We start from the raw sequence: 21995 nt of genomic DNA on the forward strand, positions 1-21995 counted from the left end.
ATGAAAATGGGGACTCTTTTAATTTTTTTAATCAATGCTGCCGTATTTTGGTATATCAATATACATAACGGCCCTTATGCGGCCGATTATATGGTTCATTACGGTATGACTGCACAAAACAGGGATGATCCCGTCGTATGGATTACTAACGCTTTTATTCACGGGGGATGGGGGCATATAGCAATGAATATGCTGGCACTTTTGGAAGTAGGGTTCGCAACGGAAAAAGTTACCAATACGTTTTGGTTTTTTATAGTTTATCTTGTTTCTATGTTAGGTGCCGATCTGGCTAATTACTATTATCTTCAAAACCACTGGAATGTTTACGTAATAGGCGCTTCGGGGGCTATATTCGGGTTGTATGCTTTTTATTCGTTAATTACAAAAGAGTTTAAAGATTTTATTATTTTTGCGGTTATATACAACGGAGCCGTATTTATGTTTAATATGAATATTGCGTGGTTCGGGCATTTAGGCGGGGCAATAGCAGGTTTTATAGTGGGGCTGGTATATATATTGTTTAATCGGGGGTTTGTAATATCCAGTAAAAACGATACGGATTGAAAATATAACTAAAGCAGTTGAATAAATAGAAAAATCAAACCACAGGCAAAAGCCTGAGGTTTAAGCATAAGTGTCTATTGAAGTTTCGGTAATTACACCGTCAGACGTGGCAGGATTTAAAATATCCATTAATGACTGATAAAGCTCATCCTGAGACAGGTTTTCAGTATCAAGGTTTTTAATTTGACTTACCGCGTCTTTTCTTTCGTCTTCCGGCATACTTTGTAAAAGATCGGAAACTTCTTTTCTTTGATCCTGAGGCAGACTCTGCATAATTTGACCCATGCCGTTACCTTTAGGACCTTGACCTTGTCCTTGACCGTTATGCATTCTCATTTGATGCATATATTGTGATTGCTGTGTTGAATTTACTTGCATAGTACCTCCTTTAGGCATCTTTATGACAAGCAAAAAATGTTCCTGTATTAAAACAAAATTAAAAAAACTTTTATTATAATTTAATTTCCCTGACTCCGTAATTTTCAACCACGTAATCTATGTCTTTGTCTCCTCTTCCGGATAAATTAACAAGAATTGTGTCATTTGGTTTTTCTTTTGCCAGTTTCATAGCAAATGCAACCGCATGAGCGCTTTCAAGTGCCGGAATTATTCCCTCATACTGACTGAGAGCATAAAACGCGTCTATTGTCTCATCATCGGTGATTGCCGCTATATTTAGTCTGCCGGTTTCTTTCAGATACGCCTGTTCTGGTCCAACACCAGGATAATCAAGTCCGCTGGCAATTGAATGAACGGGAGCCGGCTCTCCGTTTTCATCTTTTAGCATAATGGTGTTAAATCCGTGTATTACCCCTTCATCACCGTACATAAGGGTTGCTGCGTGTTCACCGAGTTTAGTTCCTTTGCCAAGAGGCTCTACCGCATACAGTTCGACTTCGTCGTCTATAAATCCGCTGAAAATTCCCATGGCGTTGCTTCCGCCCCCTACACATGCCACAACGTTATCCGGCAGGAAACCGACCATTTCCGTAAACTGTTCTTTTGCCTCAAATCCCACAACACTTTGAAAATCCCTTACCATCATAGGAAAAGGATGAGGCCCCACAACGCTTCCGATTGCGTAAAGAGCCGTGTCTATCTGTTTTACATAGCTTTCAAACGCGCTGTCAACCGCTTCTTTGAGCGTTTTAAGCCCGTGTGTGGCGGGAATTACCTCGGCTCCTAATATTTTCATTCTTACGACATTCGGATGTTCTTTTTCTATATCCACTTCACCCATGTGAATTTCACATTCCATTCCGAAATAAGCCGCCGCCGTAGCAAGCGCAACGCCGTGCTGTCCTGCACCGGTTTCTGCTATCAGTTTCTTTTTGCCCATATATTTGGCCAGCAGCGCTTCTGCCATGCAGTGGTTTAGTTTGTGTGCTCCCATATGGTTCAGATCTTCTCTTTTAAGATAAATCTGTGCTCCTCCAAGCGCTTCTGAGAGTCTTTTGGCATGATATACGGGAGTAGGGCGTCCCTGGTAATGTTTTCTGATTCTTCTAAGTTCACTTAAAAAATCGTGTGAGCGTCTGAGTTTCATATACGCTTTTGTAATTCTTTCAAACTCTTCTTGCAACACATCGGGAATATATGCTCCTCCGAATCTTCCGAAAAATCCTTCACTGTCAGGAAATTTTTGCAAATGTGATTTTTTCATTTTTTCTCCTTTGTCTCATTTAAAGTATTTTAGCATAATAGTCTGTTTAAGTTGTATTTTATCAGTGTCTGTCACTAGACTTTGAAAACAATGGATTTATTTTAAAAATAAAATAAATAGTTTAAATTGAGTTTTGGAAATGCTTATTTTAAAGCTAAAAATATAGAATAATTAACCGTTTTGAAGTTCTTTATAAATTTCTTTGGCGGATTTATCGGATATTTTTGCCAGAAGTTTTGATTTTTCTTTAGGAGGGAGTGAAAGATTTAAAATATCGTCATAAGTAAGGGTCAAATCTTTTTTGCTTTCGCCTTTATCGATTACTACTACCCATTCTCCTTTTGTGTTCGGAAGGTTTAAATCTTTTGCTTTTGCTTTTATATACGTTTCATGAACTTTAGTCATTTCTTTTGCCAGAAATACTTCTCTTTGAGGGATAAGCTCTTTTAATTCTTTTATCAGTTTTTCAATTCTGTGAGGGGATTCATAAAGCACGGCTATTTTGCCGGAATTTATTATTTCGTTCAGTTTGTCTAAACGCTCTTTTCCTTTATGCGGCAGAAACATCCAAAAACAGAATTCACCCTCAAATCCGCTGGCTACATATGCTGTAAGCGCCGCGTTGGCTCCCGGTATTACCGTATATGGTATGCCGTTTTTCTGGCAGTATTGAATTAATTTGCTTCCGGGATCACTGATACCGGGCATTCCGGCGTCACTTACGTAAACGCATTCTTTTGTTTTTAAAAGTTCTGGGTTTAATTTTGAAAGCGCTTCTTTTTCATTATGCGAATGCATTGATATAAATTCTTTGTTAAGAGGGATTTCTAAAAGATTTAAAAGCTTTTTTGTAACTCTTGTGTCTTCGCAGAAGATTATCTGGGCAGTTTTAAGAGCCTCAAGGGCTCTTTGGGATATGTCTTTAAGATTTCCTATTGGAGTAGGAACTAGGCTAAGCAATTATGCAAGACCGTATTTTTTCTTAAATTTATCTACTTTTCCGCCTCTGTCAATATTTCTTTCCTGACCTGTATAGAACGGATGGCATTTATCACAAACTTCAACTCTTAAAGTTTCTTTAGTTGATAAAATTTCAAACTGATGACCGCATGTGCATGTAACTTGGCATTTTACGTATTCAGGATGGATACCTTTTTTCATTCATTATCCTTTTTTATTATTGTTTATTCAAAATTAGTTCGAAATTCTACATATTTAATCTTAAAGTATCCTTAAATTAAGCAATCTTTAAGGAAGTGTAAAATTAAAAGTGTAAAGTGAAAAGTTAGGAAAAATATTTTTCATTTTTAATTTTTAACTTTTCACTTCTTGAGGTATCTTTTATTGTCCCGTTTTTCCACGTCTCCGAGCTGATCGAGATAATCGAGATACGCCACTATGTATTTCCTGCTCATAGGCATTTCTTCTTTAAACGTTTTAATATCGATATAACCGACTCTTTGCATAATTTCTTTCATTTTTTTAAGCGCTATATTAATGTTTTTATCAGTTACGAAAAGATTATGTGCCAGACGTATCACTTTTTTGGATGTGGTTAGTTTCTTCATGGCGTTGTCGCCGACTTTTCTGTCAATATTCAGTTTTTCGTAAATGTTATACGGCGCTTCCGGTGTGAGTCCGGAGTTGTCAAGCAGCTGGTAGAGTCTATGTTCCACCGATTTGGTTACGTCCACTTCGCCAAGATCTTTTCTTTTGTAGATATTGTCCTCTTTTATCAGATAACCTTCTTTTACAAACTTGTCAAGTACGCTTTGTATAAGTTCGGCGCTTGCCCATTTAAGTCTTAGTTTAAGTGAAGCCGGGGAGAGGAATGCGAATCTGTTTTTTTCATATGTGTCTTTAATTATTTTTTCAATCTCTTTTTTTACGTCGATCGAAAAAATATTATAGTTTTCCTCATCTATAAATACATTATCAAGGGTTTTTGCTATTTCAAGCGCTTCTTGCGGGGAGAGGTTGAATCTCTGGTAGCTTTGAAGCAGCCCGAAACCTCTTTTATGGTTTTGTACAAGTATTTCAAAGGCTTTTTTAAAGTCTTTTTTGTTTAAAGCTTTAAGAAGTGCTAATTTTTTTCTTTTTTTAATCGGATCGCTGATAGGGTTTAACACTTCTCCTCCGCCTATTACACGGCCGTTATGGAGAATTACAAACGGATCTTCGAATACTAAAAACGCTTTTTCTTCGAGTTTGATGGTTGCATAGCCTTTTTTGTCTTCCGGGTTAAACATTAAAAGTTTGCCGGGAATTCTTTTGGCGCCGCTTATGAAAAGCACTTCCATATTGTGAAAGAGCTCTTTTCCTTCGACAGGTTTTACGAATACGTCGATAAGTCTGAATCCTCTTAAATAGCCTTTTGTTGAGAGCAGGTATCCTTTTTTAAGCTCTTTATGCGAAATATTGAGGTTAATGGCAACCCTTTGGTGGGTGTATGCTTCTTCCACATCTTCGCCGTGTACCTGTAGGTTTTTAACGGTTGTGAGCGTTTTTGTTTCGTTGATGTATATTTTGTCTTTGAGTTTTACTTTGCCGCTTAGAACCGTTCCCGTAACAACCGTACCTATACCTTTTAAACTGAAAACCCTGTCTATATAGTATCTGAAGAATTTCGAGTGGGTGATTTTTCTAGGAGGTAGGTTGAAAAGGTAGTCTTTAAGTTTTTCGATGCTTTGTTTGTCGTAGATAGATGTTTCAAATATTTCTAGAAGGCGGAGGTTTTTATATTTTGCTATTAAATCCCTGATTTCCTGTTTTCTTTTTTCAATTGTTTCTATGTCTGCGAGATCGCATTTGGTAAGTGCGACTATTATGTTTTTAACCCTTAAAATATTTAAAACTTCAAGATGCTCTACGGTTTGCGGCATAACTCCTTCGTTGGCGTCTATGGCAAAAAGCGAGGCGTCAAATCCGAAAGCTCCGCTGATCATGTTTTTGACAAGTTTTTCATGTCCCGGAACGTCTATAAACGCTACGTTTACGTCGTCCCTTTTCATATTGGTAAAACTTAAATCTATTGTTATGCCGCGCTCTTTTTCCTCTTTAAGCTCGTCTCCGTTATATCCGGTGAGTGCTTCTATTAAAGACGTTTTACCGTGGTCTACGTGACCCGCTGTTCCTATGATTATGTTTCTCATTTTTGACCTTTGAGTTGTGAAGTTGCTATGTTATTATTCTGTGAAGGAATTTCACAGCTGATAATATTATTAATAATTTCTGCCAGTTTTTCTATTTCGTCTTCCTGGACGCTTCTCATATCGAGTACGAAATGTTCGTTTTCTATTCTTCCGATTACAAGGTTTTTACGCATATCTTCTTCCCATTTTTTTGCATTGCCTTTAATTTCCACCACAATTGTCGGAATTTTGCGGTTAGGCATCGTTCCGCCTCCGACATATGTGTGCGATTCTTTAATTTCAGCTTTTAAGCCCGGGCATAAATTTAAAAGTTTTTGGGCCTTTTCTTTAAGCTCGTCTGTTGTCTGGAAGATAGATTTCAAAGTCGGAATTTTATCGTATTCTTCTTTTATATACGCCAAAGCGGTGGCTTCTATCAGTGAAAGGGTTATTTTGTCAACCCTGAACATTCTTAAAATCTGGTTTTTTTTGAGTCTGTCAATAAGTTCTTTTTTTCCGAGTATTATTCCCGCCTGAACGCTTCCGAAAAGTTTATCTCCGCTGAAACTGACAAGAGAAGGGTTTAGTTTCATAATATCGCTTATAGGAGGCTCGTAATTTGTAAGTCCGTAAGGGAGTTTCGGCACATATGCGCTTCCTAAGTCGTAATAGTCCAAAACGCCTTTTTCTTTTGAGAGGCTGATTATCTCTTCAAGTGTCGCTTCTGCGCTGAAACCTTCTATGGAATAGTTTGATTTGTGCACTTTCATAAGCATTGATGTATTTTCTGTTATTGCTTCTTCGTAGTCTTTGATTTTTGTTTTATTCGTCGTTCCGACTTCTACGAGTTTCGCGCCGCTGGCTTTCATAACTTCCGGAACTCTGAAACTGCCTCCGATTTCCACAAGTTCTCCTCGGGAAACGATTACTTCTTTGTCTTTTGCGAACGTGTTTAAAATCAAAAATACGGCTGCTGCGTTATTGTTTACGACAAGTGCGCTTTCGCTTCCGAAAAGATGGCTCAGTATTTTGGCGCTGTGGTGATATCTGTCTCCTCTTTTTCCTTTTTCGAGGTCGTATTCGAGATTACAGTAATGGGTTGAGCGTTCTTTGGCATAATCGAAAATTTCAGGGTCTATCAGGCTTCGTCCGAGATTGGTATGGACCGTTATTCCCGTGGCATTTATTACGTTTACGATTGAGGGTGAAAGAATATCATTTGCTTTTTTTTCAATTTCTTTAATAATAGATTTTTCGTTTATTTCAGTGATTTTACCGTTTTTAATTCCGTTTCTTATGTTTTCCAGTGTCTGTTGAATTATAGGAATTAATACTTTTTTAGGTATGTGTGAGAGGGTTTTTTCTATTTTGTCAACTTTGGGTATCTGTCTGAATAGATTCATTTTTTACCTTTGTGAAATGCCGCCGGCATTTTTTGGTAATATTGTAACAAAAAAGGTTTAAAGTATGAAAATTGCCGTTACAGCGTCAGGAGCTTATATAGGATCAGGTTACTGTCCGGGTTTTGAAGAGTGTGAATACCTCATAATATACGATACCAAAACCAAAGAATACGCATCAAGAAAATCTCCTTCTTATTATTCAAAAAACCCTGAAGATTTAATAAAATTTTTAAAAGCCGTATTGATAAAACATATAATTACCGGTAAAGATGTCAAAGATAATTATTTTAAAGTTTTTAAGGTAAATGATGGAAATTTGAGTGTTGAAGATGTAATAATGAAATATAAAGAGGAGAATTAATCCTCTTATTTGTGAATAACGCTGATTGCTTTTTCTTTGAACTCTTTAAGTTTTTCGATAAGGTCGCTGAATATTGAAGCGGTTTTGTGACCTTTGTGAATTGCTGTTTCAAGTTTTGTAATTTCGTCTTCAAGCATTTTATATGTTGTGTCGCTTGTGCTTGTATATCCTAAAGCCTGAGCTATTGTTAACTGTCTTCTTGCTTCGTCAAGATATCTTAGAGCTTCTTTTTTGTCTTTTTTGATAATTTTACTAGCTTCCTGAACAAGAGCCTGAGCTTTGATTAACGGAATAGGAATCACGTTGTCTACTTCAACAAGTGTCGAAAGAGCCATTGACAATACGTCTTTAGCTTCTTTTACTTTTCCTTCGTTAATATATTTAATTGCCAGATTCAACGCTGCAGGATATGTTGCTAAAGGCAGGTTAACTGTTTTAATAACAATTTCGCTTCTTAATGAATTTAAAACTTCTCTGGCCTGAGGAATTTTATTTTCATTTATAAGTTTTTTAGATTCTGCGATTAACGTTTTAATTTTATGTACATCTCCGACAAACTGATATGCATTAATCTGTACGTCCACAGGTAATAAATACGGTGCGTTTGGCGTATTTAATACTACAGCAAGCTCTCCTACCGCTTTTTTAAGTGATTCTTTTGCTTTATCTGTTTTTTTATTGTTCAGATAAATTAACGCATCCTGTGTATACTGGATTGCCCTTATAGCTTCTTTTATAAGCTGTGTGCTTTGAGCTTTCTGTTCAGCTTTTACAACTGCGTTTTTTGATACCGCATTTGTTTTTGCGTCTGCTGCCATAGCGCTTGTTACTAATAAGCTAGCGGCTACTATTGATGTCAATAGTTTTTTCATATGTCCCTCCTTCAATGTTTTAGTGTCCGTATTATAAAATATTTAGTGCAAGCTTGTCAAGTTCTTTGATTGAAATATGCTAAAATTTAATCATTTCTTAATTTTTTTTTTAAATTTTTTTAATCGTAACGCTTTATATATAAGGTGTGTTTATATGATATAATTCCACAAAAAAAGGCTATAAATGAAATTTATAGGAACTCGCGGGACTGATGAAAAAAAGAGTTTTAGTGAAGTTATATTAAATCCGGCGGCACCGAACGGAGGACTTTACGTTCCAAGCAAACTGCCTAAAATAAACGAAAAATTTTTACACAGATATTATGATGTTCAGGATGAAAAACCTTATACCCATATAGCCAGGGGAATTCTTAAGTTATTTAAAATAGATATTGACGAAAGGCTTATAGAAAAAGCTTTGTATACATATTTAAGAGAGTTTGACGACCCGGATGTCGTTCCGGTTGTAAGACTTAATAAAAACCTTTTTGTGGGAGAATTGTGGCACGGGCCGACGAGAGCTTTTAAAGATATGGCTCTTCAGCCGTTTGGTGTTATACTTTCATCACTTGCCAAACAAAGAGGCGAAAATTATCTGATTCTTGCGGCAACAAGCGGTGATACGGGACCTGCTACGCTTAAAACTTTTGAAAACAGAGATAATATAAAAGTCGTTTGTATTTATCCTCATGAAGGCACAAGCGAAGTTCAAAAACTTCAGATGGTGACAACCGATGCGAAAAATGAAAAAGTTTTAGGAATAATCGGTAATTTTGACGATGCGCAAAGTGCACTTAAGTCACTTCTTAAAGATGATGATTTCAGAAATACTCTTAAAGAAAACAATATTAAGCTTTCCGCCGCAAACAGTGTGAATTTCGGAAGAATTATTTTTCAGATTATTTATCATTTCTGGAGTTACATGCAGCTGGCAGAAAGTGCGGAAATCGATCTTTTAGACGAGATTGACGTAATAATTCCTAGCGGTAATTTCGGAAACGCGCTGGGTGCTTATTATGCGAAGAAAATGGGGCTTCCTATAAATAAAATAGTAATCGCGTCTAATAAAAACAACATCCTTTACGAATTTATAAAATACGGAAAATACGATTTAAGAGATAAAAACCTTATTCATACAATTTCACCTGCAATGGACATCTTGAAATCTTCAAACGTAGAAAGGGTTCTTTTTGACAAATTCGGAGAAGAAAGAACGAAAGAACTTATGGAAAACCTGGAAAGTGAAGGGTTTTTCGAACTTACGGAAAAAGAGCATGAAGCAATTAAAGAAGATTTCTTAGCGGATTTCGCTACTGACGCAGAATGTGAGGAAATAATCGCAAAATACGCAAAAGAAAACAATTACATTATGGATGCTCACACGGCGACGGCCATTAAAGCATATGAATATCTGAGCGAAAAAGGCGAAATAAAAAATAAAGTTGTCGCATATTCTACCGCCGAATGGACAAAATTTGCTCCTAGTGTTTACGAAGCCCTTACCAAAGAAGATATTAACAGGGAAATAGCTGAACTTGAAGAAAAAACGATAGCGGATAAAGACGCAATAGCTTATATAGAAGCCCATTATAAAGTAATGGCTCCTGAATCTATAAGAGAGCTGTTTGACAAAGACATTAACGAAACGGTAATTAACAAAAACGAAATAAAAGAAAACATTATTAAATTCGTAACGGAAAAATAAGTTTAGATACGGTTTTGACAAGTATGATATAATAAATAAAAAAAGGAGGGGAAATGAGAGTAGACAGCAGTTTGAATTCGTTACAGAATATGCCTGCCGGAAATATGAACGGCCAGGCGAAAGCCGGCGGACCTGACGCCCAAAAAACACAGCAGCAGCAAATCGACCAGGCTCAGCAACAGCAGATGCAGCAGCAAAAAAGACTGCAAAAAAGAGAAATGCAGAATATCGATGCCCAGAAGCAGCAGGAGCAGCAAAACCAGCAGCAGATTCAGCAGCAGGCAGCGGAAGCTATCGGAATCGGAGCTAATTTAAATTTAATGGCTTAATTTGATAACCGTAATAGGTATATATATATTTATTGTTTTAGGTTTTTTTGCAAAAAAAACATTTAATGAAATAGACGGTAAAACTTTAGTTCTTCTTTCAACTTATTTTCTACAGCCCTTTTTGACCCTCTGGGGTATTATGCTTATACCTTTGGATTATAATTTAATAATTTCTCCGGTTGCGTATCTTGCGGCCGTTTTTTTCAGTCTTGTTTTTACATTTACTCTGTCCTTAATTTTAAAAGATAAAAAAGAGAGGATAATAGCGGCTTTAACTCCGTTAATAGGGAATACGGGTAATCTCGGAATACCTCTTTCATATGCCCTGTTTGGGGATATCGGAGCGAGTATTGCAACTATAATCAATCTTGCAAATATATTTTTTATATACAGTTTCGGGGTGTTTTTCTTTGCGAGTGGAAAATATTCATTTAAAGACGCTTTTAAAAAAATCGTAAAAATACCGGTTATGTGGTTTGGTATTCTGGCTCTGGTATTAAACATAAGCGGTGTTACTTTTAATAAAGATATAATGAAAATACTTCAGATGGGGGCGTTTGCATCTATAGTCGTGCAGCTGTTAATATTCGGAATATACGTAGCTGAAATAAAAACAAGGGAAATAAGTTTCAAACTCGGAATTATCACCGTATTTAACAAATTTATCATTTTTCCTGCCGTAAGTTTTTTTGTTCTAAAACTGTTTCATTTAAACACTCTTTTTTTTAAAGCCGTTATGCTTGAAATACTGACCCCTCTTGCCGTTACGAACGTAAATCTTTCGGCTCTTTTTGATTTATATCCGAGAAAAGTGGCAATGCTTGTAATTGTTACTTCCGTACTGTTTTTAGGAGTTGTGTTTTTAATTATATGAAAAATAATGTATAATTAAAGTTAATATACAAAGGGATTTGGGATGAAAAGGATTTTTTTTATATTAATTATAGCTCTGTTTTTTGTATCGTGCAGTGAAAAAAAAGAATTAAAAGTAGCCGCAAATTCATGGATAGGTTACGCGCCTCTGTTTTACGCCGATAAAAAAGGCTGGCTTAAAAAAGAAAAAATAAAACTGATAAATACCGTTTCGCTTGCCGAAAGCCTTGATCTTTATAAGAAAAATTTTGTAGATGCGATGGCCGCAACCCAGTATGAATATTTTTTGTTAAACAGGGAAGATGTATACGCAATTATGCTTTTTGACAGATCAAACGGAGCTGATATGATTATGTCAAATTTTGATTTCAGGAAGTTACATTCTAAAATAGACGCTTATATGGAAGTGGATTCGGTTAATTATCTGCTGTTTAAATATTTTTTGAAAGAAAAAAATCTGAAACAGAACATGTTTAATATTCATAACCTTGACCAGGGACAGATCGCTAAAAAAAGCTATTCAAAACCCACTTTGATTGTTACATACGCACCTTATGACGCGGAACTTAAGAAAAAAGGCTTCAAAGTTATAGACTCGACAAAAAACTCAAGCTCTCTTATTGTTATTGACGCGCTTTTCAGCGATGCGGCAAATATACAAAAACACAAAGAACAGTTTATTAAAATAAGAGAATTTACCATAAAAGCGTTAAAAGTATTAAAACAAAACCCAAAAGAGTTTTATGAAGCTGTTAAAGAGTATCTTCCGGGATACAGTTACAGCGATTTCAAAGCAGATTTAAAAAATATCGTCTGGATAGTAAAACCGGACGCTCATGTTAAAAAACTGCTTGAAAAAATAAAACTTCCGTATAAAGAGCTGAAATGAAAATTAAAAATTTTCTGATACTTGTCAATCTATTTGTTATGACTGTATTTTTAGGAATGTTTTATTACATTTACGTTCAGCAGAAAAAAGAACTCGTAAAAGTGATATCAAATGACATTTTTCAGACTTTAAACAACGTTTCATACAGTTTCAGCAAAGTTATGAATAATAATTCCGATTATATGATTTTAAAGCCTATTTTGGACAGAAAAAGTACAAGCGATTTTTTTGACGGGTTCATTCTTGCAACTTCGGATGACAGGGTGTTGTTTAAAAGCGGTGATATGAGCCTTAAAATACCTCAGCCGGATAAAATACAGTATAATTTAAATAAAATAGGCCTTAATACACTTCTGCATAAAAAAGCATATGTAATAACAATTAAATATTATAATAATAATAAGTTCAAAACATTAAAACTATATCTTTTTCCAAGCAAAGACTATCTTGAAAAAGTGTTTACGTATCTGAAAATAAAATATATAGTTTTATTTGTGTTAGTATTGATATTTTTTGTTTTTGTGCTGCGTTCTGTTTATAAACTGGTTATAGTGAATCCTCTTTTAAAGCTTAAACAGTACGCGGATAAAAGAACAACAAAACCGGAGAAGTTTTTAATTTATGAGTTTAACGATATTAAAGAAACTTTGGCAGAAACGTTTAACGCTTTAAACGAATATATTGAAAAATTAAAAATAAGCGCCATTACAGATCCTTTGACAAGACTCAAAAACAGAAATTATCTTAATAAATATCTTATAAAACTGATAAATGAAAATCAGAAATTTGCCCTTGTTTTTATTGATATAGACAATTTTAAAGATATTAACGATTTTTTTGGACATTCCGTTGGTGATGAAATAATTATAGAAATATCGGCCATACTTGCAAAACATATTAAAAACGGTGAAATAGTTGCGAGAATAGGAGGAGATGAATTTGTAATTGTTTTTCAGGAGTATAAAAACAATGAAGAGCTTTTAAAAAGACTTAACTTGCTGCTAGACAGTTTAAACAGAACCTGGACTATTCATAATCAAACTATTTCTACAACGGTCAGTATGGGTGTGGCGGAATTTCCTAAAACCGCAAAAAGCGTGGAGGAACTTTTGAAGTTTGCCGATATCGCACTGTATGAGGCCAAAAACAGAGGTAAAAACAAATATGTTATATTTGACGAAAAATTAAAACAGGACGTTAATAAAGAGATCGAAATCAAAACGACAATGAACAAAGCTTTGGAAAATAACGAATTTGAGCTCTTTTATCAAGGTAAATTTGATATAAACGAAAAAATTATAGGATGTGAAGCGTTAATAAGATGGAACCGTAACGGAAAAGTTATCTCGCCGGCGGACTTTATTCCCATTGCGGAAAAAAGCGGTTTTATTATTAAACTTGGAAACTGGGTAATGCAGGAAGTTGTAAAAACTCAAAAAGAGTGGGAAAATACTCCTCTTAAAAATCTCAGAATATCTTTTAACGTTTCACCTGTACAGTTCAGAAGCGACAGTTTTTTAAATGATTTAAAAAAGTGTTTTAAGGATACCAACAGAAAACTTTTTGAAATGGAAATAACGGAATCAGTTTTTATTCAGGAAAGAGAAAAGGCAAAAAAAATAATTGAAGAAATCAGACGTTACGGCTTAAAAATAAGCCTTGACGATTTTGGTACCGGTTATTCTTCTTTGTCGTTTTTAAGAGAATTTGAAATAGATGTGTTAAAAGTAGATAAATCATTTGTAGATGAAATTTACAGTGAAGAGGGGAAAATATACGTACAGACTATTTTGAATATGGCGGAAAATCTGCATCTTGAAACAATTGCCGAAGGGGTTGAAACAAGAAAGCAGTTTGAAATACTTAAATCTCTGGGATGTGAATATTATCAGGGATATTATTTTGCCAAACCTCTTCCGAAAGATGAGTTCGAAAAATTTGCAAAATCACATCTTTCTTAAATATACACTTAAAATACCGAAATATTCATGTATTGCTTTGTATGAACGATATAAACTGCCCATATTTGGAAACACATCCCAAAAACTGTATTCAGGGTCATAATAAAAACCTACGGGTTTCGGGATTATCTTAAATCCGAAACGTTTAAACAGCATTTCGGCTCTTTTCATATGATATGCACTTGTTACGAGATATATTTTTTTAGGAAGGTTTAATCTTGTAAAAAGTTTAGATGTAAATTTGGCATTTTGATATGTATTTAACGATTTTCCTTCAAAATAGGCTTTAATGCTGCAACCGCAGGTTTTTGTTATAAGTTCGATGTCTTTTTTGACGTTTTGGGCTTCTTTTGTTTTATATATCCCTCCTCCTGTAAATATAAAAGGCAGATTTTCCTGTTTTGCAATAAGCAGGCCGTAAACCTCTCTTTTAAAAGCTTCCGGCATGGCTTTTAAAGGATCGGCAGGGTTTGTTCCGCCTCCCAGCACTACAACTGCAGAAGGAGTGATACTGTCCTGTTTATACCCGTGTTCCAGCGGATATAAAAGTGCGTTTGCTATAAACTTTGTAGAGAGAGCCCAAAGTAACACTGCGGATAAAAAAAAGAGATATTTTGCCTTTTTTGCAAAAAATCCGGCTAAAAAAAGTATAATTACAAAAATTCCGGGCGGAAGAAAAATATAAGTGAAAAGTTTTGAAAGAATAAACATAATACGCCTTTTTATGAAATTATATTGAAATAAGCCTGATATATTAACAAAAGGATATTAATGAATATACTTATAACGGGTGCGAGCAGGGGTATCGGAAGGGAGCTTTTAAACCGTTATCTTAAAAAAGCCGATAAAATATATGCGGTGGCAAGAAATACGGACCGTTTAAAAAATTTACAAAACGTAGAACCTGTAAATCTTGATCTTGCCGATTTAGATAAAGTAAGAGAATTTGCAAAAAGTCTGAAAAATATAGATTTAGTAATAGCAAACGCGGCGATATCCCTTCCGCATTCACCCGATTTTACACCGTTTGAGGATTTTAAAAAAACGTTTGACGTGAATTTTTTAAGCATTCACGCGCTGCTTGAAGGAATTGTACCGGATATGCAAAAGAGAAAAAAAGGCAAAATAGTTTTAATATCATCCCTCGCTTCACTGGTAGGGGCTCCAAGCTCCATGCCTTACAGTGCCAGTAAAAGGGCTATTAATTCATACGCGCAGTCACTTAGAAATATGCTTGAAAAAGACAATATTAAAGTAATAAACATACTGCCCGGATTCATTAAAACGGATATGACCGATAAAAACGATTTTTATATGCCTTTTTTAATGGATTTGCAAAGCGGAGTAGACAAAATAGTATATGCGATAGAAAAAGAAAAAAAAGAATATGCGTTTCCGAAAAGATTTTATTACTTAATTAAACTTTTTAATATGTTGCCGTTAAATGTTCAGGATAAATTATTGCAAAAAGTGGCAAAATAAGATATATTTAGTTAAGAATAAAAAAGGAGAAAAATGATAAGTGTCTGTACATACTGCGGTGTCGGATGTGAGATTGACGCTGATGTGGCTAATAATAAAATAAATAAAATCACTCCTGTGAAAAACGGCAAATCAAGCGGAGGCGAGCTTTGTATAAAAGGCAGATACGGATATGAGTTTTTAAACGCAAGAATAGACAGACACCTTGTCAGTTATAGATTTATCGAAAAAAACGCAGACACTCTTCCTTTTGAACTGTCGGTCAGAATTGCAAATTTAACTGAATACGACGAAAAATTTTATGAAGCTCCTTTTACACTTGCCGCAGATCTCGCCGCATGGAAAATTAAAGATATTTTAAACAAATATTCGCCGAATTCCGTTGCGGCAATAGGCGGTGCGAGAACGAGTATAGAGAGCGCATGGCTTTTTCAGCATTTTGCAAGAAACGTACTGAAAACTCCAAATGTGGACAACTGTGCCAGAATCTGCCATTCTCCGAGTCTCAGCGGCCTTAAAATGAGTATAGGAGAGGGTGCGAGCAGTGTGGAGTTTGACGAACTGTTTAAAACAGACGTAATATTTATAATCGGCTCAAATACAACGCAGGCACATCCTATGGTAGCCAGCAGAATAATTAAGGCAAAAAGAAGAGGCGCTAAAATTATAGTGGCGGATGTAAGGGAAATACCTATAATGAAATTTGCCGATATCAGCGTTATTCTGCCTTTTGAATCAAATCTTCTGTTTTTAAACGCCATAGCAAAGGAAATGATCGAAAAAGATCTTATCGATAAAGATTTTATAAAAAACAGATGCGTAAAATTTGAAGAATATAAAGAAAACATATTAAAACATCCGGACAGCAAAGAGTTTTTCGAGCAGCTTAAAGGGTTTGAACATATTTCCGGACAGATAGAAGAAATTGCAAGAATTATTAGTAAAAATAAAACTGTTTTTGCGTGGGGGCTGGGTGTTACCGAGCACATAGACGGAACCGAAGCAGTAAACGCTATCAGCAATCTTGCAATGCTCAGCGGCAATTTCGGTGAAGGGGCGGGAGTGCTTCCGTTAAGGGGACAAAACAATGTTCAGGGAGCATGTGATGTAGGGTGTCTGCCGTATTACGGGCCTGATTATACCATTCCCGAAAAAATAGGGCTTATGACTCCCGACGTGATAGAACATATGTGTGACGGAAGAATAAAAGCGGTTATAAATATGGGAGAAGATATCCTTCATGTACATCCAAATCTTAATAAAGTAAAAAAAGCTTTTAAAAATTTAGAATTTTTAATGGTTATGGAAGTTATGAGAAACGAAATAACGGAAGTTGCTGATATTGTTTTCGGAGTAAAAAGCGCTTACGAAAAAACGGGAGTTTACGTAAATGCGGAAAGAAGACTTCATTTAAGCAGACCTTTGGTCCAAAGCGGTATGCCTGACGACTGGGAAGTGATTAATGAACTTGCAAAAAAATTAGATTCCGGGTTTGATTATAAATCAAGCGAGGAAGTTTTTGAAGATGTAAAAAAAGAGGTTAAAAGATTTGAAGGCGCAACATATGAAAGGCTGGATAAAAAACCTCTCTGCTGGCCTGTAAAAAAAGACGGAAGCGGCTCTCCGGTTCTTCATACGGAAAAATTCAGCACGCCTGACGGAAAAGGGCATTTTCATTATCATCCGTATCATATAAGGGGAGAAATTAAAGATATTCTGGAAAACAGACGAAACTGGTATCTGAATACCGGAAGGGAGCTTGCCCAGTACAATAATGCGGCTCAGACCAAAATCAGCGAAAAACTAAGTAAAAAATATGATGACGATCTGCTACTTGTAAACAGCGTTCATAAAGGTGAAATAGGCGAATATGTCGTTTTGAGATCAAAATACGGCCAAAGCGGCAGGCTGAAAGTCAAGTTTACAGATACCGTCAGACCTTATACGCTTTATACGACTTTTCATTTCGCAAAAAACGGTATAAATTCTCTTTTCGGGGACGAACACGACCATAAAGTTAAAACGGCAAGATTTAAAAGTGTAAGGGTTGAGGTAATAAATGAAAATACTTAAACTTGAAGAGTTTCTGCAAAAAAAATTCGATTATATATTAGACGCCAGAAGTCCGAGGGAATATTACGAGTCCCATATACCGGGAAGTGTTAATTTTTATGTTTTGAACAACGAACAGCATGCATATATCGGCAATATATATAAAAACATATCCAAATTTCAGGCGAAAAAAGAGGGTGTCGGGTTTATGCTTGAAAATATATCCAAGCAGCTTAAAGATTTCGACGCAAAACCCGGAAGCAGGATAGGCGTATACTGTGCGAGGGGAGGGCAGCGTTCAAACGCTCTGTTTACGATACTTTCCCAGCTTGATTATCAGGTTTTTAAGCTTGAAGGGGGATATAAAGCATACAGAAAATGGGTTGTGAATTATCTGGAAAGTTTTCCGCATAAAAAATTTGTGGTTTTAAGGGGAAACAGCGGATGCGGTAAAAGCGAACTGCTGAAATATCTGAAACCCTCCCTTGATCTTGAGGGACTTGCAAATCATTACGGAAGCGTATTCGGAGGCAAAGGCTATCAGCCTTCCCAAAAACAGTTTGAAAACGAAATAGCCGATTTTTTATATAAAACCGATCCGGAAGAGGTGATTTATACCGAAGCGGAAGGACATAAAATAGGGGATCTTTTTGTGCCGAATCTTTTATATAAAAGGATGCAGGATGGAATACATATAGAAATTACAGCCGATTTGGAAGACAGGATTGAGAGGATTTTGAGTTATTACGGCGATATTGATGAAAATGAATTTGTCGGCAATCTGGAAAAAATAAAAAAACATATTTCCAAAAAAACGCTTGAAGAACTTAAAGAATATTATAAAAAAGGAGATTTAAGGAAAGTTGCCGAAATACTTTTAGTCAAATATTACGATAAAGTATACAGGAAAAAAGAGCCGGATTTTGTAATAAAAAACAAAATAAAAGAAGAAACTGTCAAAGAAATAAAATCAATTGCCGAATCTGTTGTTAAGCCATCTGATTGTTGAAAATATAACAACAGAAAAAATAATCATCAGCGCCGCCACCGGTGCGGAATAATTGAGTCCGAAATTTACGAATCTGTCATAAATAAGTACCGGTGCAATCATCGGGTGATAAGCGATTATTACCACTGCTCCGAATTCTCCGAGACCTCTTGCCCACATCATAAGCATTCCGTTAATAATGTCTTTTTTTGCGTTTGGAATAACTATTTTAATAAACGTTTCAAATGGCCCGGCTCCAAGGGAGCGGGAAATATTTTCAAGCTTTACGTCTACGTTTTTAAATCCTTCTTTTGCCGAATTTATTAAATATGGCGCCGAAAGAAACATCATGGCGGCCATTATACCTGTTGTCGAATCGATAAATCCCAGGCCTATTTTACTTAAAAAATTTTGAATATTTTCTCCTCCGAACGTCATCAGTAAAGCAATACCTGCAGCCGTATGCGGAACCATTGTCGGAATGTCTATCATACTCTCAAGCAGACTTTTACCTAAAAAATCGTATCTTGCGATAATATAAGCAAGCGGCAGGCCTGTAAATAAAACAAACAGAGTCGCAAAAAAAGAGACCTTCATAGTAAGGAAAATAGATTTTAAAACTTCTGTGTCTTTGAGGGCTTCAATATATGAAGTCGCACTTGCCCCAAATATCAGTTTCAGTAAAGGCAAAGTTAAAAACAGCATTAAACATGCGGCTAATATTATAAAAATTTTTTTCATCATTTTCCCTCCTTCATCCTTTTTCTTTTACCCTATATAAACACTATATCTTTTTTATTGAAACAAATATATATTTTGTCTCCTTTTTTTAATCCTAATTTTTCAAATGTTTTTTTAGGCGATTTAATAAAAAACTGGTTTTTTCGAACATTTACGAATATTTTGTAATGGTCGGTAATTCCCATTATCTCTTCAATAATTCCTTCAAAACAGTAATCGCTGTTTAGAGGCTCTTTTGAAATTGTTATCTGGTTTGGATCAATAGAAAAATATTTGTGAGAGTTTTCAAATCCAAGAAGCGCAATATCAAAAAGATTTTTAAATCCCAGAAACTGTGCCACTTCAATTGAATTCGGGTTTTTTAGAACTTCTTTGGCGTCCCCCGCCTGAAGAAGTGTGCCTTTTAGAATTATTCCCAGTCTGTCTGCCAGGTATGACGCTTCTCTGAAATTATGCGTTACGTGAATGACCGAGAGATTATATCTCTCTGGCAGTTCTTTTAAGTTTTTCATAATTTCGTTTCTTATAGTAGGATCGACAGCGCTTAAAGGCTCGTCTAAAAGTAACAGTTCCGGCTGGGAGTATACCGCTCTTGCTAGCGCCGCTCTTTGCTTTTCACCGCCGCTTAAGTGTTTTATGTCTCTTTTAAGTATTTTTTTGAGCTCCAAAAAAGAGACAAGATCGTTAAAAAGTTCTTCATTTTTTTTATGATATTTTTCCGAAAAACGTATATTTTGTTCTACATTCAGATGTGGAAACAATGCAAAATCCTGATATAAAAAGCCGAAATTTCTTTTTTCGGGAGGGAGGTTTGTGATCTCTTTTTCTTTAAAAAGAATTTCGCCTTCAATCGTCTGAAATCCGGCGATGCTTTCAAGCAGCAGCGTTTTTCCGCTGCCTGTTTTTCCCAACAGAACAAAATATTCGTTTTTGTAAATATCCAAAGAGAGGATATTTAATTTAAATTTGCCTTTTTTTAAAAACAGGTCTTTTATTTCAAGCAGTTTATTGTTCATTTTATTCCCATTTACCTTCAATTACGGGAGGGTTAATGACTCCCTGTCCGTTTTTTTTCATTATGGCCTCTCCCTGAGGTGAGAGTACAAATTTTAAGAAAAGTTCTGCTCCTTTTTCGTTTGGAGGCAGACCTTCTTTTGAGTTCTGCACCATCGTAATACCGTAAACCATAGGGGCTCCGTGTTTTACAATATACGTTCCCGGTTTTTTGCCGGTTACTTTGAAACTTGCCTGTTTGTAATAATTAGTATATTTTTTACTGCCCAGATTTATCTGGGGAGGAAGCTGTATGAATTTTAAATGATGCTGAATAGCCACTGATTTATAAATAAACAGGTAATCAAACGCTCCGGCTTCCAAAAGTCCTAAAAGATCCGTTTCTTTCGGTCTGACTATAATTTTTGGATTTTCTTCCCCGTTTTTATAAAAATCTCCGTAGCCTAAAAGATTTTTATAAAAATCGGGTTTTTTGTAATAAATTCCCGCCAGCTTGGCAACAAGTACGCTTCTGTATCCGCACGGATCAAGATTGGGGTTTGAGTGTCCGACTTTTACATCTGGTTTAAGAAGTATTTTGGTCCAGTTGTTTTGATTTATGATATTTGCATATCTAGATTTAGGCGTATAAGCTATTACCATTTCATTTGTCGCGAACAGTATGTTAAATTTGGCATATTTAGGCATTAAAAGGTTGTCAATTACTTTGTAATCCGCACTTGCCATAATATCGGCTTTTTTGTGAAGGTCCGTTATTTTCCTGGCGCATGCGCGGCTTCCAGCAGCTTCTCTTATGACGTCATATTGGGGGTATTTTTTTTCAAAAGCCTTTGCCATTTCTGAAAACGGCACGCTTAAACTGCCTGCGTGAAATATTATAATCTGCTGTTTTGCAAAGCAAAGTATCGAAAGTATTAAAATCAAAGCTGTTTTTTTCATTTTAAGCCTTTTATGTTAAATTTGCATATTTTTTTATGCATTTTTTGCATATTTTGAGATAAATCCGAATTAAAAAATAAAAAAGGGAGACAAAACTCCCTAACATTTTTCGGCTAAGTCTTTGTCTTTGCCTTCTTTGATTATTTTTTTATAAAATACAGAATGAAGATATTTTAATTCATCTTCACTTTTGCATCCGTCAATCATACTGTCTAATGAACCTTTGATCGCAAAAACACTCATATAAACATGAGTCATAAAAAATGCGATTATAAGCATCGCCAAAAACAGATGAGTTATGACGGCAAGTCTTAATAAATCGATTTGATATAAATTAAAGCTTTTAAGGAGGGCTATATCAAAATCCTGTACATACATCATAAGACCGGTGGTAATCATAACGATTCCTCCGATTGTGGCAATCCAATACCACATTTTCTGCCCCGCGTTGAATTTGCTTGCCGGAACTTCTTTTTTTTCTTTACTTAGATATCCTCCTAAAATCATAAACCATTTAATATCCCAGATTTTAGGAAGCATGTCTTTGAGCCACATTAAAAACATAGGAATTACAGCAACGGCAAAAAGTACCGCTCCTATGTCGTGAAGATATCTTGCAAATCTTACAAAACTTCCTCCTCCAAAGAATTTGGCGTAAATTATTAATATTCCGGTAGGGACTAAAAAAATAAATCCGAAAGCCGCAATCCAGTGAACGATTCTCTGCCAGCTCGGAAATACTAAAAACTTTCTTCCCTCATGAGAAAATTTTTTAGGTCCTATTATTAAATAGTGCAGTAAAAATACGGTTGGTACTGCAATTAATATAATTAAAAACAGCATTTTAATCCAATGTGTCTGTAAATATACGAATAATTCCCCGTAATGATTCCATTTAGGGATGGCTTCTATCATTTGCGGGGAAATTAATCCGCCTTTAGCGGGAGCCAAATTAGGCTCTGCCAAAGGGACTTCGCCAGCTAGTAACAGACTGCCAATAAAAGGCAATAATTTTTTCATAACAGATC

Annotated in this window: 22 protein-coding genes; 10 read left to right on the plus strand and 12 right to left on the minus strand. The window is 35.6% G+C overall.

Annotated features, from left to right (window positions below):
• Nucleotides 1-6 precede the first annotated feature (6 nt).
• On the plus strand, nucleotides 7-564 hold the full coding sequence (locus tag ACZ5EP_RS00835) for a rhomboid family intramembrane serine protease (protein WP_464509041.1): 558 nt from the start codon (nucleotides 7-9) through the stop codon (nucleotides 562-564).
• A 60-nt stretch (nucleotides 565-624) separates the two neighbouring features.
• On the opposite strand, the gene ACZ5EP_RS00840 is transcribed toward ACZ5EP_RS00835, so the two are convergent.
• The 6 genes from ACZ5EP_RS00840 to selA form a co-directional block, all read right to left on the minus strand.
• Entirely contained in the window at nucleotides 625-942 is a 318-nt protein-coding gene (locus ACZ5EP_RS00840; protein WP_464509043.1) for a hypothetical protein, read from the minus strand.
• Between the two features lie 73 nt (nucleotides 943-1015).
• Nucleotides 1016-2227, minus strand: a complete 1212-nt coding sequence (gene trpB, locus ACZ5EP_RS00845; RefSeq protein WP_464509044.1) for a tryptophan synthase subunit beta — start codon at nucleotides 2225-2227, stop codon at nucleotides 1016-1018.
• 171 nt (nucleotides 2228-2398) lie between these two features.
• Nucleotides 2399-3187, minus strand: a complete 789-nt coding sequence (rsmI, locus tag ACZ5EP_RS00850) for a 16S rRNA (cytidine(1402)-2'-O)-methyltransferase (RefSeq protein WP_464509045.1) — start codon at nucleotides 3185-3187, stop codon at nucleotides 2399-2401.
• A complete protein-coding gene (rpmE, locus tag ACZ5EP_RS00855; RefSeq protein WP_127681197.1) occupies nucleotides 3188-3388 on the minus strand; it encodes a 50S ribosomal protein L31 in 201 nt (66 codons plus the stop codon).
• 161 nt (nucleotides 3389-3549) lie between these two features.
• Nucleotides 3550-5379 carry a selenocysteine-specific translation elongation factor gene (gene selB, locus ACZ5EP_RS00860; protein WP_464509046.1) on the minus strand — a complete coding sequence of 610 codons (1830 nt, stop codon included), beginning with the start codon at nucleotides 5377-5379 and terminating at the stop codon, nucleotides 3550-3552.
• Nucleotides 5376-6761, minus strand: coding sequence for an L-seryl-tRNA(Sec) selenium transferase (gene selA / locus ACZ5EP_RS00865; RefSeq protein ID WP_464509047.1), 1386 nt, complete (start codon nucleotides 6759-6761; stop codon nucleotides 5376-5378). Before selA ends, selB begins: the two co-directional genes overlap by 4 nt.
• Nucleotides 6762-6825: 64 nt before the next feature.
• On the opposite strand from selA, the gene ACZ5EP_RS00870 reads away from it, so the two are divergent.
• Nucleotides 6826-7122, plus strand: a complete 297-nt coding sequence (locus ACZ5EP_RS00870) for a NifB/NifX family molybdenum-iron cluster-binding protein (RefSeq protein ID WP_127681191.1) — start codon at nucleotides 6826-6828, stop codon at nucleotides 7120-7122.
• 5 nt (nucleotides 7123-7127) lie between these two features.
• On the opposite strand, the gene ACZ5EP_RS00875 is transcribed toward ACZ5EP_RS00870, so the two are convergent.
• A complete protein-coding gene (locus tag ACZ5EP_RS00875) occupies nucleotides 7128-7994 on the minus strand; it encodes a YfdX family protein (RefSeq protein ID WP_127681189.1) in 867 nt (288 codons plus the stop codon).
• A gap of 184 nt (nucleotides 7995-8178) precedes the next feature.
• Here ACZ5EP_RS00875 and thrC point away from each other — a divergent pair, with 184 nt between their 5' ends.
• Genes thrC through ACZ5EP_RS00900 form a run of 5 tightly spaced genes read left to right on the plus strand, consistent with a single transcriptional unit; the run spans nucleotide 8179 to nucleotide 13751 of the window.
• The gene (gene thrC, locus ACZ5EP_RS00880) at nucleotides 8179-9699 is read left to right on the plus strand and encodes a threonine synthase (RefSeq protein WP_464509048.1); all 1521 of its coding nucleotides are present in this window, start codon (nucleotides 8179-8181) and stop codon (nucleotides 9697-9699) included.
• A gap of 53 nt (nucleotides 9700-9752) precedes the next feature.
• Nucleotides 9753-10028 carry a hypothetical protein gene (locus tag ACZ5EP_RS00885; RefSeq protein ID WP_127681185.1) on the plus strand — a complete coding sequence of 92 codons (276 nt, stop codon included), beginning with the start codon at nucleotides 9753-9755 and terminating at the stop codon, nucleotides 10026-10028.
• Between the two features lies 1 nt (nucleotide 10029).
• Nucleotides 10030-10902, plus strand: coding sequence for an AEC family transporter (locus ACZ5EP_RS00890; protein WP_464509050.1), 873 nt, complete (start codon nucleotides 10030-10032; stop codon nucleotides 10900-10902).
• Between the two features lie 42 nt (nucleotides 10903-10944).
• Nucleotides 10945-11790: a type 2 periplasmic-binding domain-containing protein gene (locus tag ACZ5EP_RS00895; RefSeq protein WP_464509051.1), complete on the plus strand. Its 846-nt coding sequence runs from the start codon at nucleotides 10945-10947 to the stop codon at nucleotides 11788-11790.
• Nucleotides 11787-13751, plus strand: coding sequence for a putative bifunctional diguanylate cyclase/phosphodiesterase (locus ACZ5EP_RS00900; protein WP_464509053.1), 1965 nt, complete (start codon nucleotides 11787-11789; stop codon nucleotides 13749-13751). The genes ACZ5EP_RS00895 and ACZ5EP_RS00900 overlap by 4 nt, the downstream gene beginning before the upstream one ends.
• Here the strand turns inward: ACZ5EP_RS00900 and ACZ5EP_RS00905 are convergent.
• Complete coding sequence (locus ACZ5EP_RS00905) at nucleotides 13737-14462, minus strand: YdcF family protein (RefSeq protein WP_464509055.1); 726 nt, start codon at nucleotides 14460-14462, stop codon at nucleotides 13737-13739. The genes ACZ5EP_RS00900 and ACZ5EP_RS00905 overlap by 15 nt on opposite strands.
• 60 nt (nucleotides 14463-14522) lie before the next feature.
• Here ACZ5EP_RS00905 and ACZ5EP_RS00910 point away from each other — a divergent pair, with 60 nt between their 5' ends.
• Genes ACZ5EP_RS00910 through mnmH form a run of 3 tightly spaced genes read left to right on the plus strand, consistent with a single transcriptional unit; the run spans nucleotide 14523 to nucleotide 18294 of the window.
• A complete protein-coding gene (locus tag ACZ5EP_RS00910; protein ID WP_464509056.1) occupies nucleotides 14523-15233 on the plus strand; it encodes an SDR family NAD(P)-dependent oxidoreductase in 711 nt (236 codons plus the stop codon).
• 33 nt (nucleotides 15234-15266) lie between these two features.
• Nucleotides 15267-17306 (plus strand): molybdopterin oxidoreductase family protein, encoded by a 2040-nt coding sequence (locus tag ACZ5EP_RS00915; RefSeq protein WP_464509057.1) that lies wholly within the window; start codon nucleotides 15267-15269, stop codon nucleotides 17304-17306.
• A complete protein-coding gene (gene mnmH / locus ACZ5EP_RS00920; RefSeq protein ID WP_464509059.1) occupies nucleotides 17293-18294 on the plus strand; it encodes a tRNA 2-selenouridine(34) synthase MnmH in 1002 nt (333 codons plus the stop codon). Before ACZ5EP_RS00915 ends, mnmH begins: the two co-directional genes overlap by 14 nt.
• Here mnmH and ACZ5EP_RS00925 read toward each other — a convergent pair.
• The 4 genes from ACZ5EP_RS00925 to ACZ5EP_RS00940 all read right to left on the minus strand — a co-directional run bounded on the left by ACZ5EP_RS00925 (nucleotide 18256) and on the right by ACZ5EP_RS00940 (nucleotide 21987).
• Nucleotides 18256-19017: an ABC transporter permease gene (locus ACZ5EP_RS00925; RefSeq protein ID WP_464509060.1), complete on the minus strand. Its 762-nt coding sequence runs from the start codon at nucleotides 19015-19017 to the stop codon at nucleotides 18256-18258. The genes mnmH and ACZ5EP_RS00925 overlap by 39 nt on opposite strands.
• Before the next feature lie 29 nt (nucleotides 19018-19046).
• Nucleotides 19047-20030, minus strand: coding sequence for an ATP-binding cassette domain-containing protein (locus ACZ5EP_RS00930; protein ID WP_464509062.1), 984 nt, complete (start codon nucleotides 20028-20030; stop codon nucleotides 19047-19049).
• A gap of 1 nt (nucleotide 20031) precedes the next feature.
• Nucleotides 20032-20967 (minus strand): tungstate ABC transporter substrate-binding protein WtpA, encoded by a 936-nt coding sequence (gene wtpA / locus ACZ5EP_RS00935; RefSeq protein ID WP_464509063.1) that lies wholly within the window; start codon nucleotides 20965-20967, stop codon nucleotides 20032-20034.
• Between the two features lie 99 nt (nucleotides 20968-21066).
• Nucleotides 21067-21987 carry a formate dehydrogenase subunit gamma gene (locus tag ACZ5EP_RS00940; protein WP_464509064.1) on the minus strand — a complete coding sequence of 307 codons (921 nt, stop codon included), beginning with the start codon at nucleotides 21985-21987 and terminating at the stop codon, nucleotides 21067-21069.
• Between the last annotated feature and the right edge of the window lie 8 nt (nucleotides 21988-21995).

The sequence above is a fragment of the Nautilia abyssi genome (genome assembly GCF_055388085.1).

What these genes read in the sequence shown, in the direction of transcription:
- ACZ5EP_RS00835 (WP_464509041.1), top strand. Translation starts at nt 7, where the DNA reads ATGGGGACTCTTTTAATTTTTTTAATCAATGCTGCCGTATTTTGGTAT.
- ACZ5EP_RS00840 (WP_464509043.1), bottom strand. Translation starts at nt 942, where the DNA reads ATGCAAGTAAATTCAACACAGCAATCACAATATATGCATCAAATGAGA.
- trpB (WP_464509044.1), bottom strand. Translation starts at nt 2,227, where the DNA reads ATGAAAAAATCACATTTGCAAAAATTTCCTGACAGTGAAGGATTTTTC.
- rpmE (WP_127681197.1), bottom strand. Translation starts at nt 3,388, where the DNA reads ATGAAAAAAGGTATCCATCCTGAATACGTAAAATGCCAAGTTACATGC.
- selB (WP_464509046.1), bottom strand. Translation starts at nt 5,379, where the DNA reads ATGAGAAACATAATCATAGGAACAGCGGGTCACGTAGACCACGGTAAA.
- selA (WP_464509047.1), bottom strand. Translation starts at nt 6,761, where the DNA reads ATGAATCTATTCAGACAGATACCCAAAGTTGACAAAATAGAAAAAACC.
- ACZ5EP_RS00870 (WP_127681191.1), top strand. Translation starts at nt 6,826, where the DNA reads ATGAAAATTGCCGTTACAGCGTCAGGAGCTTATATAGGATCAGGTTAC.
- ACZ5EP_RS00875 (WP_127681189.1), bottom strand. Translation starts at nt 7,994, where the DNA reads ATGAAAAAACTATTGACATCAATAGTAGCCGCTAGCTTATTAGTAACA.
- thrC (WP_464509048.1), top strand. Translation starts at nt 8,179, where the DNA reads ATGAAATTTATAGGAACTCGCGGGACTGATGAAAAAAAGAGTTTTAGT.
- ACZ5EP_RS00885 (WP_127681185.1), top strand. Translation starts at nt 9,753, where the DNA reads ATGAGAGTAGACAGCAGTTTGAATTCGTTACAGAATATGCCTGCCGGA.
- ACZ5EP_RS00895 (WP_464509051.1), top strand. Translation starts at nt 10,945, where the DNA reads ATGAAAAGGATTTTTTTTATATTAATTATAGCTCTGTTTTTTGTATCG.
- ACZ5EP_RS00900 (WP_464509053.1), top strand. Translation starts at nt 11,787, where the DNA reads ATGAAAATTAAAAATTTTCTGATACTTGTCAATCTATTTGTTATGACT.
- ACZ5EP_RS00905 (WP_464509055.1), bottom strand. Translation starts at nt 14,462, where the DNA reads ATGTTTATTCTTTCAAAACTTTTCACTTATATTTTTCTTCCGCCCGGA.
- ACZ5EP_RS00910 (WP_464509056.1), top strand. Translation starts at nt 14,523, where the DNA reads ATGAATATACTTATAACGGGTGCGAGCAGGGGTATCGGAAGGGAGCTT.
- ACZ5EP_RS00915 (WP_464509057.1), top strand. Translation starts at nt 15,267, where the DNA reads ATGATAAGTGTCTGTACATACTGCGGTGTCGGATGTGAGATTGACGCT.
- mnmH (WP_464509059.1), top strand. Translation starts at nt 17,293, where the DNA reads ATGAAAATACTTAAACTTGAAGAGTTTCTGCAAAAAAAATTCGATTAT.
- ACZ5EP_RS00925 (WP_464509060.1), bottom strand. Translation starts at nt 19,017, where the DNA reads ATGATGAAAAAAATTTTTATAATATTAGCCGCATGTTTAATGCTGTTT.
- ACZ5EP_RS00930 (WP_464509062.1), bottom strand. Translation starts at nt 20,030, where the DNA reads ATGAACAATAAACTGCTTGAAATAAAAGACCTGTTTTTAAAAAAAGGC.
- wtpA (WP_464509063.1), bottom strand. Translation starts at nt 20,967, where the DNA reads ATGAAAAAAACAGCTTTGATTTTAATACTTTCGATACTTTGCTTTGCA.
- ACZ5EP_RS00940 (WP_464509064.1), bottom strand. Translation starts at nt 21,987, where the DNA reads ATGAAAAAATTATTGCCTTTTATTGGCAGTCTGTTACTAGCTGGCGAA.